Raw genomic sequence first — 16,187 nt, forward strand, 5'->3', positions numbered from 1 at the left:
TCGCAAAGGGTACAAAAGCAAGGATCCCGCCCCCTGTTGGGGACGGGATCCTGATTGTGGAGCTAAGGAGAATTGAACTCCTGACCTCCTGCATGCCATGCAGGCGCTCTACCAACTGAGCTATAGCCCCGCTCTCCGCCGCGCTCCCCCCGTCTCCGGTGTTCCGCGCTGCGAACAAGAAGAACTCTAGCCTGTGACCAGCCGGAAAGTGAAATCCGGGTGGAGGCCCCCGCGGGGAGCGGCACGGAGCCGCTCAGTCGTCGTCGCCGAGCACCGGTTCCGGCAGCGTGCCGGCGTTGTGCTCCAGCAGGCGCCAGCCGCGCGCACCCTCACCGAGGACGGACCAGCAGCAGTTGGAGAGCCCGCCCAGGCCCTCCCAGTGGTACGGCTCCAGGCCCAGCAGGCGCCCGATCGTCGTACGGATGGTGCCGCCGTGGCTGACCACGACGAGCGTGCCGCCCTCCGGCAGCCGGCCGGCGTGCTCGAGCACCACCGGCGCGGCGCGGTCGGCGACCTCGGTCTCCAGCTCACCGCCGCCGCGGCGGACCGCCTCGCCGCGCTTCCACGCCGCGTACTGCTCGCCGTACTTCGCGAGGATCTCGTCGTGCGTCAGGCCCTGCCACTCACCGGCGTACGTCTCGCGCAGCGCCGCGTCGTGCGTGACGGGCAGCCCCGCGACGGCGGCCAGCTCCGCGGCGGTGGCCGAGGCGCGCCGCAGGTCGGAGGCCACGATGGCGTCCGGCTGCAGCGAGGCGAGCAGCCGGGCGGAGCGGCGCGCCTGCGCCACTCCGGCCTCGGTCAGCTCGATGTCCGTGGAGCCCTGGAAGCGGCGCTCCAGGTTCCACGAGGTCTGGCCGTGCCGCCAGAGGACGATCTTCCTGCCGGACTTGCCCGCGGTGGTCGCGCTCAGAACAGATCACCGTCCAGCTCGTCGTCACCGGCCGCCTCGCGCAGCTTGGCGTGCTCCTCGGCCTTGCCGATGGTGAGCTTGGCGTCCTCGGGGAGCTCGATCTCGGGGCAGTCCTTCCACAGGCGCTCCAGCGCGTAGAAGACCCGCTCCTCGCTGTGCTGGACGTGGACGACGATGTCGACGTAGTCGAGCAGGATCCAGCGGGCGTCGCGGTCGCCCTCGCGGCGCACCGGCTTGGCGCCGAGTTCCTTGAGCAGGCGCTCCTCGATCTCGTCGACGATCGACTTGACCTGGCGGTCGTTGGGCGCCGAGGCGAGCAGGAAGGCGTCGGTGATCGACAGCACGTCGCTGACGTCGTACGCGATGATGTCGTGCGCGAGCCGGTCGGCCGCGGCCTGGGCGGCGGCGGTGATGAGCTCGATGGAGCGGTCCGTGGCGGTCACTGGCCATGCTTTCGGGTTGGCGGGCAGATCCTTACAAGGGTCTCATGTACCGCCGACACCGCCCGCGCGGAAGGTTCCGCGCGGGCGGGGCACCCCTGTCAGGCCTCTGCCGGAGCCGCCGGAGCCCGGGTCAGGACGCCTTGTAGTCCTTGCCCAGGATCACCACGACGTCCGCGTTCACGGCGTTCTCGCCCTTCTTCACGGCCGTCTCGGGCAGCCCCAGCGTCTTGGCGACCTCGAGCGCCCGGTCCTTGTGGGCGTCGTCCTGGTACGTGATCTGCGAGGCGGCCGCGGTCTTGTCCGCCTTGCCGCCGTCCACGAAGTCGTAGCCGCCGTTCAGCAGCGCCGCCTTCGCCGCGACCTGCGTCTTCTCGTCGCCCGTGGCGTCCTTCAGGCCGACGCGCGGGGCCGCACCGGGCTGCCCCGCCGCGACGGAGCCGCCGAGGACCTCCTTGACGACCTTCTTGGTGGCGTCCTCCGTCAGGGCCCCGTCGGCCTTCACCCCGAGGACGTCGGTGCGGTACGCGCCCACCTTGGCGTGCGCGCCGAGCCGCGACAGCAGGGCGCCGAGCGTCTGCGCGTTCAGGGCCGGGTCGAGGATCTGGCCCATGCTCTCGACCGTCACCGCGGCCGCCTTCGGGTCGCTCGGGACCTTGCGCAGGACGGCGTACAGGACCTTGCCCATGCGCTCCAGCTGCTTGGCCTCCGGTTCGCCCTGCGCCTGGTAGGTGGCGTAGGCGACGGCCATCGGGCCGCTCAGGCTCTGCTTCTGGCCCTGGGCCACGGCCGGCATCTTGGCGGCGTCGTCGGCGGGGACGGCCGTGTCGGTGTCCACCTCGATGCCGCCGACCAGCTCGACCAGGTTCTCCAGGAAGGGGGTGTCCAGCCGCCAGGTGCCGCCGATCTGCGTGCCGAGCACGGAGTCGAGGGCCTCGCGGGTGCCGAGACCGCCCTCCACGGCCTTGGCGAGGCCGGTGGCGGTGCCGTCCGGGCCGGGCACCCCGAGGGTGTCGGGCAGCAGGACGGTCGCGCCCTGCTTGGCGGTGACGTTGTCGACGAGCAGCGCCGAGGAGGAGCCGCCCCTCTTGGTGTCGTGCACGTGGACGACGATCATGTCGCGCTTCTGCGGTCCGGTGGCGGCGGCCGTGCCGTTGTCCCGCTTGCCGGGGCCGTCGAGGAAGGGCAGCTTGCCCGCGTACCAGAGGTAGCCGAGGCCGGCGACGACGAACAGCGCGAGGACGACGATCAGCGCCACCACCCGGTTGCGGCCGCGCCGGCGGGCCTCCTCACGGCGCTCGGTCCGGCTCTCGGTGAACTTGAGCCAGTCGATGACGTCCTCGGAGTCCTCGTCCGGCTGGTCGATGAAGGCGAACATCTCGGTGCGGTAGTCCCGCCCGGCCTCGGACCCGGCGTCGGCCCGGCGCGGCTCGGGGACCTGCGCGCTCCGCTGCCGCTCGGAGCGGGGCTCCTGCTCCGGCTCCGGCTGGTAGGGGGGCTCGGGGGCCGTCTGCTGCGGGATCCACTGCTGGGCCTGGGCCTGCTGGGTCTGCTGGGCGTGATGAGCCTGCTGGGTCTGCTGCGTGTCGTACCCGTAGGACGGGGCCTGCTGCGCGTAGTCCTGCGCGGGTTCGGCGTAGTACTGCTGCGGCTGCTGCGGCTGTCCGTAGGACGGGGCCTGCGCCTGGTAGTCGTAGCCGTACTGCTGCTGTGCGTAGTCCTGGACGGGCTGGGCGGGCTGCGCGGGCGCCTGGCCGTACACCGGCCGCCCGTACGCGTCGTAGCCGATGAGCTGCTGCTCGTGTCCGGCGTACGGGTCGTACGGATCCTGTCGGTCGTTCACCGCGGGCCCCTCTCTCCGGAAGCTCAGGCTCCCCGGTACAGCTCACGCTTGTCGATGTAGCGCACCACGCCGTCGGGCACCAGGTACCAGACGGGGTCCCCTTCGGCGACCCGGGCGCGGCAGTCCGTGGAGGAGATGGCCAGCGCGGGCACCTCGACGAGGGAGACGCCGCCCTCGGGCAGTCCGTCGTCGGTCAGGACGTGGCCGGGCCGGGTGACCCCGATGAAGTGGGCGAGGGAGAACAGCTCTTCGGCGTTCCGCCAGGTCAGGATCTGGGCGAGCGCGTCGGCACCGGTGATGAAGAACAGGTCGGCGTCGTCGTTCAGCGCCTTCAGGTCCCGCAGGGTGTCGATCGTGTACGTCGGCCCGCCGCGGTCGATGTCGATGCGGCTCACCGAGAACTGCGGGTTCGAGGCCGTGGCGATGACGGTCATCAGGTAACGGTCCTCGGCGGGCGACACGGCTCGCTGCGACTTCTGCCAGGGCTGGCCGGTCGGCACGAACACCACCTCGTCGAGGTGGAACAGCGAGGCCACCTCGCTGGCGGCCACCAGGTGTCCGTGGTGGATCGGATCGAATGTGCCGCCCATGACCCCGAGCCGGCGCTTGACCGGGCCGGTAGGCGTCTCCTGCTCTCCCATGAGCGCAGAGCCTACTGGCCCGGACGGCCCGGCGGTCCAGGTCGGGGGGACCTAGCGGTCGCGGTTCAGGCGCGTGGTCACCCAGAGCATGAGGAGCAGGATGACGAGCGCGCCGCCGCCGGTGAGGTAGGGGTTCAGGCTGTCGTGGTTGCCGCCGTGCTGCTCGGCCCCCTCCGAGGCGAGGACGACCAGGTTGTGGGCGGTGGAGGAGAGGCTCATCAGGCAGGTACCTATCGAGTCGGGGAGCGGGCGGAGACTTCGCTCACATCGTATGCGGGGGCCTGGGGCACGCTCACGCCGACTCAGGCGTTGGGGAGGATAGACGCAGGGCCAGGCAGGTCGATCCAGGGGAGGGCGCAATGACGCAGACAGGGTTCGAGAAGGTGCCGGCGCGGGACCGCAGGAGGTTCCCCGGCATCTCCTCGCGGGCGTACGAGCACCCGGCGGACCGTTCGGCGCTGGTCGCGCTGCGCAAGCTGAGCGGTTTCGACACGGTGTTCAAGGCGCTGAGCGGGCTGCTTCCGGAGCGGAGCCTGCGGCTGCTGTTCCTGTCGGACTCGGTGCGGGTGGGCGAGACGCAGTTCCCGCACCTGTACGAGATGCTCCGCGACGCCTGTTACATCCTGGACCTGGAGAAGGTCCCGCAGATGTACGTGCAGCAGGACCCGAAGCCGAACGCCATGTGCATCGGGCTGGACGAGCCGATCATCGTGGTGACCACGAGCCTGGTCGAGCTGCTCGACGAGGAGGAGATGCGGGCGGTGGTGGGCCACGAGGTGGGCCACGCGCTGTCCGGGCACGCCGTCTACCGCACGATCCTGCTGTTCCTGACGAACCTGGCGCTGAAGGTCGCGTGGATCCCGCTGGGCAATGTGGCGATCATGGCGATCGTGACCGCGCTGCGGGAGTGGTTCCGCAAGTCGGAGCTCTCGGCGGACCGGGCCGGGCTGCTGGTGGGGCAGGACCTCCAGGCCTCGATGCGCGGCCTGATGAAGCTCGCGGGCGGCAACCACATCCACGAGATGAACGTGGACGCCTTCCTGGCCCAGGCCGAGGAGTACGAGTCGAGCGGCGATCTGCGCGACTCCGTCCTGAAGATCATGAACATGCTGCCGCGGACGCACCCCTTCACCACGGTCCGGGCGGCCGAGCTGAAGAAGTGGTCGGAGAACCGCGACTACCAGCGCATCATGGACGGCCACTACCCACGGCGCGAGGAGGACAAGGACACCTCGGTGACCGACTCCTTCCGCCAGTCCGCCGCGCACTACGCCGACTCGGTGCGCACCAGCAAGGATCCGCTGTTCAAGCTGGTCGGCGACATCGCGGGCGGTGCGGCCGACATGGGCGGCAAGCTCCGCGACAAGTTCACCGGCGCGGGTCCGGGGGCCTCCTCGTCCGGCTCCGGCTCCGGCAACGCCTCCGGCAGCGGCTCCGAGGGCTCAGAGGGCTCCGAGGGCAAGGGCGGGGCTACGGAGCGGGGCTGACCGGGCTGCCCGGGGTCGCCTGCGGGGTCGTGGGCTCGGTGGCGGGCTCGGTCGCGGGCTCGGTCGCCGGCGGGGCGAGCACGCCGCACAGTCCGGCCGTGCGCCGCGGATGGCCGCTGGCGTACGGATCGCTAGCGGCCGGGCCCACCGTGGTCGGTCCGGCCCCGGCGGGCAGCGGCCGGAAGGCGTCGGCCGGGTCGCTGGAGCAGGCCTGCGGCCCGGCCATCACATAGGCCGAGGCCAGCTCCGCCCGCCGGGCGCCCAGGTCCTCCCGGTCGAAGCGCAGCCGGAGCTCGCGGCGGACGGTGAACAGTGAGGCGCCGTCGACCGCGGTGGGTGGTCCGGTGGCCGGGCGCACGGCGTACACGAAGGTGTGGTCGGTGAGCACCTCCAGCACGTCCGGGTTCACCTCGGCGAAGGCGAGGGTGCCGGTGACCCGTACCCGGGAGTCGGCCACGACGGCGGTGGCCGGGTCGAAGCGGACCAGCCAGCCGGTGGCGGCGTGCCTGCCGTCGCCCGAGGGCGAGGTGATGCTGCGGTCGAACTGGGTCAGCTGGTCGGGGTCGAGCAGGACCCGCACCGGCCGGGAGGCGGTGCCGGACAGGACGTCGGGGTCCAGCGAGGACTGCACCAGGTAGTCCTTGGCGATGGACAGCGCGGTGACGACCTGGGCGTCGGTGAAGTGGTGCGTGCGGCGCACGGCCGGCAGGGTGATCCCGGCCGCGCCGACGCGGTACTCGGCGGCGGGGCTGTTCGCGTAGAGGTCGGCGGGCCGCCCGCCGGGCACGGCCACGGCGGGTGCGAGCGGGACGACGGTGCTGCTGAGCGGCTCGGCCGGGCCGCGGGGCGGCGGGACGTAGGGGTTGCGCAGCCCCATGTAGACGGCGCAGGCGAAGGCCGTGGCGATGAGCAGCACGAGCAGCATGCCCTGGCGGGCGCCGCGGCCGGGGGTGCTGGTCCGGGGGCCGGAGGCGCCGGTCGACCACATGGAGCGGCTGCGGACGGCCCGGGCGTGCAGGCCCATGCGCTCCTGCGCGGAGAACTCCTGGAGCCGGGCAGCGCGGACGAACTCCTCGTCGAACACCACCGAGCGGAGCTCCTCCGACCGGAATTCGTCGTCACCCCCGCCGATGCCCTCGGGGGTGCCGTTGGGTGGATCTCCTGGCACGGCCATCGCTTCTCCCCGCTGTCCCCGCTTCAGAGAAGCCCCCAGCTCCGACGTGTGCGCGAGTGGGGTCGTACCTTCAGGGTTGGCGGTCGGAGGGGTACGTAAACGCGCCGACGCCGGTGACTTCCCTCAGGGGGGTGCTGGCGGGCGCCGGGGCGGGCTCCGCCTCACCCGCGGCGCTGCGGTAGACGGCGCTGAAGGCGAGCGCGACCATGCCGAGGCCCATCACGAAGGCGAGCACCCAGGCGACGGGGCGCAGCCAGGGTGAGCGGCCTCGGTAGGGGCGCAGGCTGCCGCCGTAGGCCCCGTACGGTCCGTACGAGCCGTCGGCGGCTCCGTGGCCGCGGTCGTGGTCCCAGCCGTCGTCGAGGCCGTGCCCGTCGGGGTGGCCGTATCCGTAGCTGTCGTAGTCGTCGTCGCCCGTCCAGCCTCCGGCGACGGCGCGGGCCGCTTCGGCCTCGGCGCGCGACCGGTCGGCCGCCCGCTGGCGCTCCGCGGCGCTCGGTTCATGGATCGCGGCGTTCCGGACGAAGGCCTCGTCGAACACCACGGAGGCGAAGTCCTTGTCCGCGCCTCCGCGGTCGTCTGCATGGTCTTCGGGGGTCCCGTCGTCCGGGAACTTGCCCCCCACGTCGTCCGGCACGGGACCAGCCTAGACCTGGGGGGCTGCTTTGGGCAGGGTGTGCGCCGAAATCCGGCCACACCGTGTTCGGTCTCCGATTACCTGACGTGACCGTCGCCGGTGACGATGTACTTGGTGGAGGTCAGCTCGGGAAGGCCCATCGGCCCCCTGGCGTGCAGCTTCTGCGTGGAGATGCCGATCTCGGCGCCGAAGCCGAACTGGCCACCGTCCGTGAACCGGGTGGAGGCATTCACGGCAACCGTGGTCGAGTCGACCAGCTGGGTGAAGCGGCGCGCGGCGGCCTGCGAGGTGGTGACGATCGCCTCGGTGTGGCCGGAGGTCCAGCGGCGGATGTGGGCGACGGCCTCGTCCAGGGAGTCCACGACCCCGGCGGCGATGTCGTAGGACAGGTACTCGGCGGCCCAGTCCTCGTCGGTGGCGGGCAGCGCGGTGACCTTGGTGTCCGCGGCGGCGGCCAGGACCCGGGCGTCGCCGTGGACGGTGACGCCCGCGTCGGCGAGGGCGTCGAGGGCGCGCGGGAGGAAGGCGTCGGCGATGTCGCGGTGGACGAGGAGGGTCTCGGCGGAGTTGCAGACGGAGGGCCGGCTGGCCTTGGAGTTGACGAGGATCTCCACGGCCATGTCGAGGTCGGCCTGCGCGTCGACGTAGACGTGGCAGTTGCCGGTACCGGTCTCGATGACCGGGACGGTGGACTCCTCGACCACGGTCTTGATGAGGGAGGCGCCGCCGCGCGGGATGAGCACGTCGACGAGACCGCGGGCGCGCATCAGCTCGCGGACGGAGTCGCGGGACTCGCCGGGGACGAGCTGGACCGAGTCGGCGGGGAGCCCGGCGGCGGCGACGGCGTCGCGCAGGATGGCGACGAGCGCGGTGTTGGAGGCGTACGCGGAGGAGCTGCCGCGGAGGAGGACGGCGTTGCCGGACTTGAGGCAGAGGGCGGCGGCGTCGACGGTGACGTTGGGACGGGCTTCGTAGATGATGCCGACGACGCCGAGGGGGACGCGGATCTGCCGGAGGTCGATGCCGTTGGGCAGGGTGCTGCCGCGGACGACCTCTCCGACCGGGTCGGGGAGGGCGGCGACGTCCCGTACGTCGGAGGCGATGGCCGCGATCCGCTCCGGAGTCAGGGTGAGGCGGTCGATGACGGTCTCGCTGGTGCCGGCGGCGCGGGCCTTGTCGGTGTCGACGGCGTTGGCCGCGATGATCTCGGCCGTACGGGCCTCCAGCGCGTCGGCGATCGCCAGCAGGGCCGCGTCCTTGGCGGAGCGCGGGAGCGGGGCGATGGCGGCGGCCGCGGTGCGGGACCGCTGCGCGGTGGCGAGGACGGGCGAGGGAGCGGTGGCGGCATCGAGCGAGGTCATGCCGCCAGGGTAATCCCCGGCCGGGCCCCGGCCGATGGGGTTTCCAGCCCCCGAGACGCACCTGGCTCAAAGACCGGGGCTGCCGCCCGGTGCCCTGACCAGCGCCCCGGCCGCGGGCACGGCTCAGCGGCGTGGGCTCCCGCCCCGGACCCCGAACCCGTACCCCGGCCGCGGGCACGGCTCAGCGGCGTGGGCTCCCGCCCCGGACCCCGAACCCGTACCCCGGCCGCGGGCACGGCTCAAGGGTCCGGGGCGGCGCCCCGGGTCTCCCTCGGTCAGGCCCGGAGTGTCAGTACGGGTGCACGCCCACCGGGTGGGCCGGGGGCGGGCCGTAGCCCTCGGCCACGCGCTGGTGGTAGGTGGCGCGGTCGATGACCTCCAGGCCGACGATCTCCCAGGGCGGGAGCTGCGCCGACGAGCGGTGCTCGCCCCAGAGCCGCAGGGCGACGGCCGCCGCGTCGTGGAGGTCGCGGGCCTCCTCCCAGTACCGGATCTCGGCGTGGTCGTCGGCGTAGCGGCTGGTCAGCAGGAAGGGATGGTCGTGGGCCAGTTGTTCCAGTCCGCGCCGGACGTCCGACAGCGGGGCCGGCTTGCCGGAGACGCTCAGGGTCACGTGCCAGAGACGCGAGTCGTGGTCCTGCTGGTCCCCGCCACCGCCGCCGCCGTCACCGTCCCCCGGACCGACACTGGTCAGCGCTCGTCTCACCAGCCGCCTCCTGTCTCTGCCACGCGTGTCGCCCGCCCTTCACAGTTGACCAGCCCACGGCTCGCCGCGCGGCGGTTTTGCCGAACCTCAGTCCTCGAGCAGGACCAGATCGTCCCGGTGGACGACCTCCCGCTCGTACGCGGGTCCGAGTTCCCGTGCGAGCTCTCGGGTGGAGCGGCCGAGGAGCTGCGGGAGCTCCTTGGCGTCGAAGTTGACCAGGCCCCGGGCCACGGCGCGGCCGTCGGCGGAGCGCAGTTCCACGGGGTCCCCGGCGACGAAGTCGCCTTCGACCGCCGCGATCCCGGCGGGCAGCAGCGAGCTGCCGCGCTCGGTGACGGCCCGCACCGCGCCCTCGTCGAGGACCAGGTGCCCCTGGGGCGTGGACGCGTGCTGGAGCCAGAGCAGCCGGTCCGCCGAGCGGCGGCCCGTGGCGTGGAAGTGCGTGCCCGTGACGCGTCCGGCCAGCGCGTCGGCGGCCTGGCTCGCGGAGGTCAGTACCACCGGGATGCCGGCGGCGGCCGCGATCCGGGCCGCCTCGACCTTGGTGGCCATGCCGCCGGTGCCCACGCCCGCCTTGCCCGCGCTGCCGATGGAGACGTGCGCGATGTCCTCGGGGCCGCGGACCTCGTCGATGCGGGTGGTGCCGGGCCGGGCCGGGTCGCCGTCGTAGAGGCCGTCCACATCGGACAGCAGCACCAGCAGGTCGGCCCGGACCAGGTGGGCGACCAGGGCCGCGAGCCGGTCGTTGTCGCCGAACCGGATCTCGTCCGTGGCGACGGTGTCGTTCTCGTTGACGACGGGCAGCGCGCCCATCGCCAGCAGCTGGTCCAGGGTCCGGTAGGCGTTGCGGTAGTGGGCCCGCCGGCTGGTGTCGTCGGTGGTGAGCAGCACCTGGCCGACGCGGACGCCGTACCGGGCGAAGGAGGCGGTGTACCGGGCGACGAGCAGCCCCTGCCCGACGCTGGCGGCGGCCTGCTGGCGGGCCAGGTCCTTGGGGCGGCGGCGCAGCCCGAGCGGGGAGAGTCCGGCGGCGATGGCTCCGCTGGAGACCAGGACGATCTCCTTCTCCCCGCCGCTGCGCGCCTTGGCCAGGACGTCGACCAGCGCGTCCACCCGGTCGGCGTCGAGTCCCCCGGCCGCGGTGGTCAGGGAGGAGGAGCCGACCTTGACCACGATCCTGCGGGCGTCCACGACACCTTGCCTAGCCGCTGACACGTCTGTCCCCTTGCCCCTTGCCGGAATGCCTGCCTGCTCAAATCTACGGGGTGGCGCGGGACGGCTGCGCGGGGGTTTCAGACCCTGGACCGCCCGGCCCGCTCGGGCTCGGAGTCCTCGTCCCGGGCGGTGCCCGGGACGAGGATCCTGCGCGAGATCAGGAAGGTGAACGGGATGGCCACGACCGCCGCGACCAGCGGGGCGATCCGGGTGTCCATCCCGGCCCAGGCCACCAGGGCGTACAGGCCGACCGACTGGATCACGTAGTTGGTGACGTTCGTCAGCGGGAAGAGGAGGAACTTCTTCCACGTCGGCCGGGTCCGGTAGGTGAAGTAGGTGTTCATGAAGAACGAGCCGATCATCGCCAGCACGAAGGCGAGCGAGTAGGCGGCGAAGTACGGCATCCACGGGTGCAGGAGCAGGTAGATGCCGAAGAAGGTGCCGGTGTTGACCCCGCCCACCAGGGCGAAGCGGAAGATCTGGCCGAGCTGGTCCTTGCGGCTGGTGTTCATCGCGCGCCGCGCTCCGGGCCGCGCTCGGCGGTCGCGGTCCGCATCACGCGCGCCACGCCGTCCGCGCGCTCCGCCCCGTGCGCTTCCTTCACCAGGAAGTGCGGCCGGCGCTTGGTCTCGTAGTAGATGCGGCCGATGTACTCGCCGATCAGGCCCAGCATGATCATCTGCACGCCGCCCAGGCCGGTGATGATCGCCACGAGGGTGACGTACCCCGGGGCCTCGACGCCGTTGGTGAGCGCCGTGACGATGATCCACAGCGCGTACAGGCCGGTCAGGGCGACCAGCGACACGCCGAACCAGATCCCGATCCGCAGCGGCCGGTTGTTGAAGGAGATCAGGCCGTCCATGCCGTAGTTCAGCAGGGCGCCGAACCTCCACTTGGTCTCGCCGGCCTCGCGCTGCGCGTTGCGGTAGTCGAAGTGGACGGTGTCGAAGCCGACCCAGGAGAACAGGCCCTTGGAGAAGCGGTTGTACTCGGGCAGCGACAGCAGCGCGTCCACGGCCGGGCGCGAGAGCATCCGGAAGTCGCCGACCCCGTCGGTGAGTTCGACGTCGACCCAGCGGTTCACGCCCCGGTAGTACAGGCGGCTGAGCGCCGAGCGGACCTTCTTGTCGCCCTCGCGCGTGCGGCGGGCGATGATCTGGTCGTGGCCCTGCCGGTAGAGGTCGAGCATGGTCGCGATGAGCTCCGGCGGGTGCTGGAGGTCCGCGTCCATGATCACCACGGCGTCGCCGGTGGCCTCGCGCAGGCCGGCGAGCATGCCGGCCTCCTTGCCGAAGTTGCGGCTGAAGGAGACGTACCGCGTCTGCTCGCCGTGCTCGACCGCGATCTTCCGGAGCTTGCCGAGGGTGCCGTCACGGCTTCCGTCGTCGACGTAGCAGATCTCGTACTCGACGGACAGGGTGTCGAGGACCCTGCGGATCTCCACGTCGAAGCTGTCGATGACGGCCTCTTCGTTGTAGCACGGGACAACTACGGACAGCTTCGTCATGAACACTTCCTGCTGGGTCCGAACGGGTGATTGTCGGCGACCGGACCCGCCACTCACCTCTTCCTTAGAAGTATGCACGCCGGGAGTCGGCCTGCCGGAGACGAGTGCGGCGCACGGTAGCGTGGACGAGATAAGCGGAATGAGCTGAACGAAACGAAACGAAGGGATCGAGGTGCACGTGCCCGACGTCTCCGTGGTCGTCATCGTCTACAACGACGCAGAGCGTCTGTCGACAGCAGTCCAGTCGGTCTTGGACCAGACCCTGCACGGGGTCGAGGTCGTGATCGTCGACGACTGCAGCAAGGACCGGTCGTACGCGGTCGCCCAGGAACTGGAATCCGTGCATCCGGGGAGAGTGCGCGCCTTCCGGCTGCCGGAGAACAGCGGCGGCTGCGGTGCGCCCCGCAACCACGGCATCCGGCAGGCCACCGGCAAGTACGTCATGTTCCTGGACAGCGACGACGTCCTCGAGCGCAACGCCTGCCGGAACATGCTGGACGCCGCCGAGCGCACCGGCTCCGACCTGGTCTCGGGCATGTGCGTCCGGGTGCACGTGGGCAACCGGTGGGACAAGACCACCGAGTGGTACCCCTGGATCTACGCGCGCACCCGCACGCTGGAGTCGATCACCGACTTCCCCGACCTGCTGGTCTACGACACGCTCTCCACGAACAAGTGCTACCGGCGCGAGTTCCTGCTGGAGGAGGGCCTGGAGTTCCCGGTCGGGATCCACTACGAGGACCTGCTGTTCTCCGCGCAGGCGTACGTCGCCGCCCGCCGCATCACGCTGATCCCGAACCACGTCTACTTCTGGAACGTGGTCGAGAAGGCCGCGGCGAAGTCGATCAGCAACCGGCGTCACGAGATCGCGAACTTCGTCCACCGGATGGAGATCCACCGGCGTGTCGACGAACTGCTCGCGGCCAAGGGCCACACGGACATCAAGTCCGCCAAGGACGCCAAGTTCCTCAAGCACGACCTGGTCCTGCACCTGCGCGACCTGCCGCTGCTGAGCGACGCGTACCGCCAGGAGTTCGCCCGGCTCGCCAACGGCTACCTCGCCGGGATCGACCCGGCCGCGTACGAGAACGTCACGCACCTCCAGGCGATCTGCGCCTACCTGCTGGGCAAGGAGGACTGGGACAACCTCCTCCCGGCCGCCGACGCCATGACCAACAAGGGCCGGCTCACCTCGCCGCTCGCCGAGCGGGACGGGCGCGTCTACTGGTGCGGCGAGCACCTCGCCGACGAGGAGGCCCGCCGGATACTGGACGTCACCGAGCAGGGCTTCCACACCACCCCGCTCACCTCCCTCACCCTGGGGAACCGTCTCACCTCCTACGAGGACGACGGGCGCGGCAGCGTCACGCTCTCCGGCACCGTCGTGAACCCGCTCGGCCGGATCCCCGCCGACGCGCGGCTGACGGCCTCGCTCGAGTTCCGGGCCCGCCGGCAGATCGGCGTGCGTTCTTTCAGCTTCCCGGTGGCAACCGTCCGGCACGCCGGTGACACGATCGAGTGGACCGGTACGGCCGACATCGGCAGCACCGTCCGCCCGCTCGGCATCATCGACGCCGTCTGGGACGTCCGGCTGAAGCTGACCGCCGGAAGCGACGAGATCGCCACCCGGGTATCGGTCGGCGGCCTCGACCTGGACGCGGCGGCCCGCCTGCGCGTGCGGCCGCGACTGACCCGGCTGGTCTCCGACCGCTTCGCGCCGGAGGTCACCAAGAAGGGCAACCTCTCCTACGTCCTGGCCGCCGAGGGCGCCGCCGCGGTCCGCACCCAGAACCTGCTCAACAACGCCATACAGGGCAGGACGGCCAACGTGGTCAAGCGGGGCCTGCGCAAGGCCCTGCGGATGCGCCGGAGCATGGGGTCCGGCGAACAGAAGGTGAAGGTCTACCACGAGGTCTTCTCGAAGCTGCCGGTCAAGAAGGGCACGGTCGTCTTCGAGAGCCACATGGGCAAGCAGTACAGCGACAGCCCCAAGGCGATCTACGAGGAGCTGGTGCGCCAGGGCGCCCCGTTCGAGGCGATCTGGTCCTACGCGGGCACCCGGCCCACCGGCTTCCCCAAGGAGGCCACCCTGGTGCGCCGCTGGAGCTGGCCCTACCTGCGGGCGCTGGCCCAGGCCGAGTTCTGGGTCGACAACCAGGGCTTCCCGCTGGCGCTGGCCAAGCGGCCCGGCACCACGTACATCCAGACCTGGCACGGCTCGGCGCTCAAGCGCATGGGCTTCCACGAGCCCCGCACCAAGGCGCAGGGCCGCGCGGGCCAGGCCCGGTTCCAGGCGGCCGTCGACCGCTTCGACCACTTCCTGATCCGCTCCGAGCACGACACCCGGACCCTCGCCAAGGGCTTCAGGCTGCGCGACGAGGTCCTGCTGCGCACGGGCTACCCGCGCAACGACGCCCTCGTCGAGGCGTACCGCAGGGAGACGGACAGCGGTGAGCGGATCCGCGGTCCGCTGGCGTCCGAGCTCGGCATCGACCCGGAGAAGAAGGTGCTGCTGTACGCGCCGACCTTCCGGGCGGCCGCGGACGGCACGGTGGAGGGCTTCGTCTTCCCCTTCGACGTGGAGGAGTTCGCCGAGCGGCTCGGCGACCGCTTCACGCTGCTGGTGCGCACCCATTACCTCAACAGCGTCTCGCTGCCGCCGTCCGTCGAGGGCCGGGTCATCGACGTGTCCCGGCACCACGACATCACCCCGCTGCTGGCCCTCGCCGACGGACTGATCACGGACTACTCGTCCGTGATGTTCGACTACGCGGTCCTGGACCGGCCGATGCTGTTCTTCGCGTACGACTACGAGAAGTACGCGGGCGACATCCGCGGCACGTACTTCGACCTGAAGGAGAAGGCCCCGGGCCCGGTGGTGGCCACGGCCGACGAACTCCTGCAGGCCCTCTCCGCCTTCGAGGAGGCGGACGCCAAGTACGCGGAGGCGCGACAGCGGTTCCTCACCGAGTTCGGCGAGTACGACCGCGGGGACGCGGCCCGCCAGATCGTCGAGAAGTTCTTCACCAGGAGCGGCAAGTGAGCCAGCAGACCGCCACCCCGGGCGGCCGTGACATCTTCCTCGTCTCCAACAACGTCGACGAGCTCGGCGGCGTGACCACCTGGTCGCACCAGATGGCCCGGCTGTTCACCGAGCGCGGGCACACGGTCCACATCGTCGGCATCGCCCCGGTCGCCGAGGAGATCCGGCAGAAGCTGCCCGCGGACCTCCCGTACGCGATGACCACCCTGTACGACGCCCACCCGCCGGCCGCGCGCCGGCTGCGCGGGATCAAGGGCCGGCTGAACGCGCCCGAGCGGCGCCGCCAGGCGGCCCGGCGGGCGGGCATGCGGGCCAAGGCGGAGAAGCTCAGCGAGCTGTTCCGGGCCGCCCGCCCCGGCAGCGTGGTGATCGTCACGCAGGTCTGGGCGATGGAGTGGGTGGCGCTCGCCGACACCAAGGGGCTCAGCGTCATCGGCATGAGCCACGAGTCCTTCGAGGCCAGCCAGAAGTCCACCCGCGGTGAGCGGGTCCGCCGCCACTACCCCCAGGTGGACCGGCTGCTGGTGCTGACCGCCGAGGACGCGGACCTGTGGATCCGGGCCGGCATGGAGAACGTCGGCAGCATGCCGAACCCGCTGCCCTTCATGCCGCCAGACCCCGCCCCGCGCACCGCCAACGTCGTCGCCAGCGTCGGCCGGCTCGCCTTCGAGAAGGGCGTCGACCTGCTGCTGGACGCGTGGGCGGACGCCTCCCCGCACCACCCCGACTGGGTCCTGCGGATCTACGGGGCGGGCCTGGAGGAGGCGGCCCTGCGGGCGCACTGCACCGCGCTGGGGCTGGACGACTCGGTGGAGTGGATGGGCAGCACGGACGACGTGCTGGGCGCGCTGCGCGGCGCCTCGGTCTTCGCCCAGGCATCCCGGGCCGAGGGCTTCCCGATCACCCTGCTGGAGGCGATGGCGGCGGGCCTGCCGGTCGCCGCCTTCGACTGTGCGCCGGGCGTACGGGAGATCGTCACGCACGGCGAGGACGGGCTGCTGGCCCGGCTGGGCAACACGATGGAGCTGGCCGGGCACCTGGACGCGCTGATGTCCGACAGCGAGGTGCGCGACCGGCTCGGCGACACCGCCTTCGCGTCGGTGAAGCGCTACTCCAGCGCGGAGATCACCGACCGCTGGGAAGCCCTGTTCGCGTTCCTCGAGCGCTGACCGCGCCAGCGCGGCCGCGCGCATGTGGAACCGCCCGCCCCGGATGCGTCCGGG

At 71.6% G+C, this 16,187-nt stretch carries 15 protein-coding genes and 1 tRNA gene; 3 read left to right on the forward strand and 13 right to left on the reverse strand.

Translation table 11 applies throughout. The features are described 5' to 3' along the window. Positions 1–57: 57 nt before the first annotated feature. The 6 genes from ACTVZO_RS15030 to ACTVZO_RS15055 all read right to left on the reverse strand — a co-directional run bounded on the left by ACTVZO_RS15030 (position 58) and on the right by ACTVZO_RS15055 (position 4,053). Positions 58–130, reverse strand: a tRNA-Ala gene (locus ACTVZO_RS15030). Positions 131–253: 123 nt separating this feature from the next. After that, positions 254–910, reverse strand: coding sequence for a histidine phosphatase family protein (locus tag ACTVZO_RS15035; RefSeq protein ID WP_443303179.1), 657 nt, complete (start codon positions 908–910; stop codon positions 254–256). Further along, positions 907–1,353, reverse strand: a complete 447-nt coding sequence (rsfS, locus tag ACTVZO_RS15040; protein ID WP_030008628.1) for a ribosome silencing factor — start codon at positions 1,351–1,353, stop codon at positions 907–909. Before rsfS ends, ACTVZO_RS15035 begins: the two co-directional genes overlap by 4 nt. 130 nt (positions 1,354–1,483) lie before the next feature. Then, positions 1,484–3,193, reverse strand: a complete 1,710-nt coding sequence (locus ACTVZO_RS15045) for an LCP family protein (RefSeq protein WP_443298869.1) — start codon at positions 3,191–3,193, stop codon at positions 1,484–1,486. Between the two features lie 23 nt (positions 3,194–3,216). Then, positions 3,217–3,834: a nicotinate-nucleotide adenylyltransferase gene (nadD, locus tag ACTVZO_RS15050; RefSeq protein WP_384225117.1), complete on the reverse strand. Its 618-nt coding sequence runs from the start codon at positions 3,832–3,834 to the stop codon at positions 3,217–3,219. A 51-nt stretch (positions 3,835–3,885) separates the two neighbouring features. Then, positions 3,886–4,053 (reverse strand): hypothetical protein, encoded by a 168-nt coding sequence (locus ACTVZO_RS15055; RefSeq protein ID WP_443298870.1) that lies wholly within the window; start codon positions 4,051–4,053, stop codon positions 3,886–3,888. Positions 4,054–4,193: 140 nt separating this feature from the next. On the opposite strand from ACTVZO_RS15055, the gene ACTVZO_RS15060 reads away from it, so the two are divergent. Beyond that, complete coding sequence (locus ACTVZO_RS15060) at positions 4,194–5,321, forward strand: M48 family metallopeptidase (RefSeq protein ID WP_443298871.1); 1,128 nt, start codon at positions 4,194–4,196, stop codon at positions 5,319–5,321. Here ACTVZO_RS15060 and ACTVZO_RS15065 read toward each other — a convergent pair. The 7 genes from ACTVZO_RS15065 to ACTVZO_RS15095 form a co-directional block, all read right to left on the reverse strand. Next, positions 5,305–6,495: an SCO2583 family membrane protein gene (locus ACTVZO_RS15065; protein WP_443298872.1), complete on the reverse strand. Its 1,191-nt coding sequence runs from the start codon at positions 6,493–6,495 to the stop codon at positions 5,305–5,307. The genes ACTVZO_RS15060 and ACTVZO_RS15065 overlap by 17 nt on opposite strands. A 70-nt stretch (positions 6,496–6,565) precedes the next feature. Continuing rightward, positions 6,566–7,132 carry an SCO2584 family spore wall biosynthesis protein gene (locus ACTVZO_RS15070; RefSeq protein ID WP_443298873.1) on the reverse strand — a complete coding sequence of 189 codons (567 nt, stop codon included), beginning with the start codon at positions 7,130–7,132 and terminating at the stop codon, positions 6,566–6,568. Between the two features lie 77 nt (positions 7,133–7,209). Then, entirely contained in the window at positions 7,210–8,493 is a 1,284-nt protein-coding gene (locus ACTVZO_RS15075; RefSeq protein WP_443298874.1) for a glutamate-5-semialdehyde dehydrogenase, read from the reverse strand. Between the two features lie 289 nt (positions 8,494–8,782). Beyond that, positions 8,783–9,202, reverse strand: coding sequence for a hypothetical protein (locus ACTVZO_RS15080; protein ID WP_443303180.1), 420 nt, complete (start codon positions 9,200–9,202; stop codon positions 8,783–8,785). A gap of 84 nt (positions 9,203–9,286) precedes the next feature. Then, complete coding sequence (gene proB, locus ACTVZO_RS15085) at positions 9,287–10,414, reverse strand: glutamate 5-kinase (RefSeq protein WP_443298875.1); 1,128 nt, start codon at positions 10,412–10,414, stop codon at positions 9,287–9,289. A 77-nt stretch (positions 10,415–10,491) separates the two neighbouring features. Next, positions 10,492–10,926 (reverse strand): GtrA family protein, encoded by a 435-nt coding sequence (locus ACTVZO_RS15090; RefSeq protein WP_443298876.1) that lies wholly within the window; start codon positions 10,924–10,926, stop codon positions 10,492–10,494. Further along, a complete protein-coding gene (locus tag ACTVZO_RS15095) occupies positions 10,923–11,921 on the reverse strand; it encodes a glycosyltransferase family 2 protein (protein WP_443298877.1) in 999 nt (332 codons plus the stop codon). The genes ACTVZO_RS15090 and ACTVZO_RS15095 overlap by 4 nt, the downstream gene beginning before the upstream one ends. Before the next feature lie 172 nt (positions 11,922–12,093). Here ACTVZO_RS15095 and ACTVZO_RS15100 point away from each other — a divergent pair, with 172 nt between their 5' ends. Then, on the forward strand, positions 12,094–14,964 hold the full coding sequence (locus ACTVZO_RS15100; protein WP_443298878.1) for a bifunctional glycosyltransferase/CDP-glycerol:glycerophosphate glycerophosphotransferase: 2,871 nt from the start codon (positions 12,094–12,096) through the stop codon (positions 14,962–14,964). Beyond that, positions 14,961–16,133, forward strand: coding sequence for a glycosyltransferase (locus tag ACTVZO_RS15105; protein WP_443298879.1), 1,173 nt, complete (start codon positions 14,961–14,963; stop codon positions 16,131–16,133). The genes ACTVZO_RS15100 and ACTVZO_RS15105 overlap by 4 nt, the downstream gene beginning before the upstream one ends. The last annotated feature ends 54 nt before the right edge of the window (positions 16,134–16,187 follow it).

Source organism: Streptomyces sp. IBSNAI002 (genome assembly GCF_052244475.1).
In the GTDB taxonomy this organism is placed as follows: domain Bacteria; phylum Actinomycetota; class Actinomycetes; order Streptomycetales; family Streptomycetaceae; genus Streptomyces.

What these genes read in the sequence shown, in the direction of transcription:
- nadD (WP_384225117.1), bottom strand. Translation starts at nt 3,834, where the DNA reads ATGGGAGAGCAGGAGACGCCTACCGGCCCGGTCAAGCGCCGGCTCGGG.
- ACTVZO_RS15055 (WP_443298870.1), bottom strand. Translation starts at nt 4,053, where the DNA reads ATGAGCCTCTCCTCCACCGCCCACAACCTGGTCGTCCTCGCCTCGGAG.
- ACTVZO_RS15060 (WP_443298871.1), top strand. Translation starts at nt 4,194, where the DNA reads ATGACGCAGACAGGGTTCGAGAAGGTGCCGGCGCGGGACCGCAGGAGG.
- ACTVZO_RS15065 (WP_443298872.1), bottom strand. Translation starts at nt 6,495, where the DNA reads ATGGCCGTGCCAGGAGATCCACCCAACGGCACCCCCGAGGGCATCGGC.
- ACTVZO_RS15075 (WP_443298874.1), bottom strand. Translation starts at nt 8,493, where the DNA reads ATGACCTCGCTCGATGCCGCCACCGCTCCCTCGCCCGTCCTCGCCACC.
- ACTVZO_RS15090 (WP_443298876.1), bottom strand. Translation starts at nt 10,926, where the DNA reads ATGAACACCAGCCGCAAGGACCAGCTCGGCCAGATCTTCCGCTTCGCC.
- ACTVZO_RS15095 (WP_443298877.1), bottom strand. Translation starts at nt 11,921, where the DNA reads ATGACGAAGCTGTCCGTAGTTGTCCCGTGCTACAACGAAGAGGCCGTC.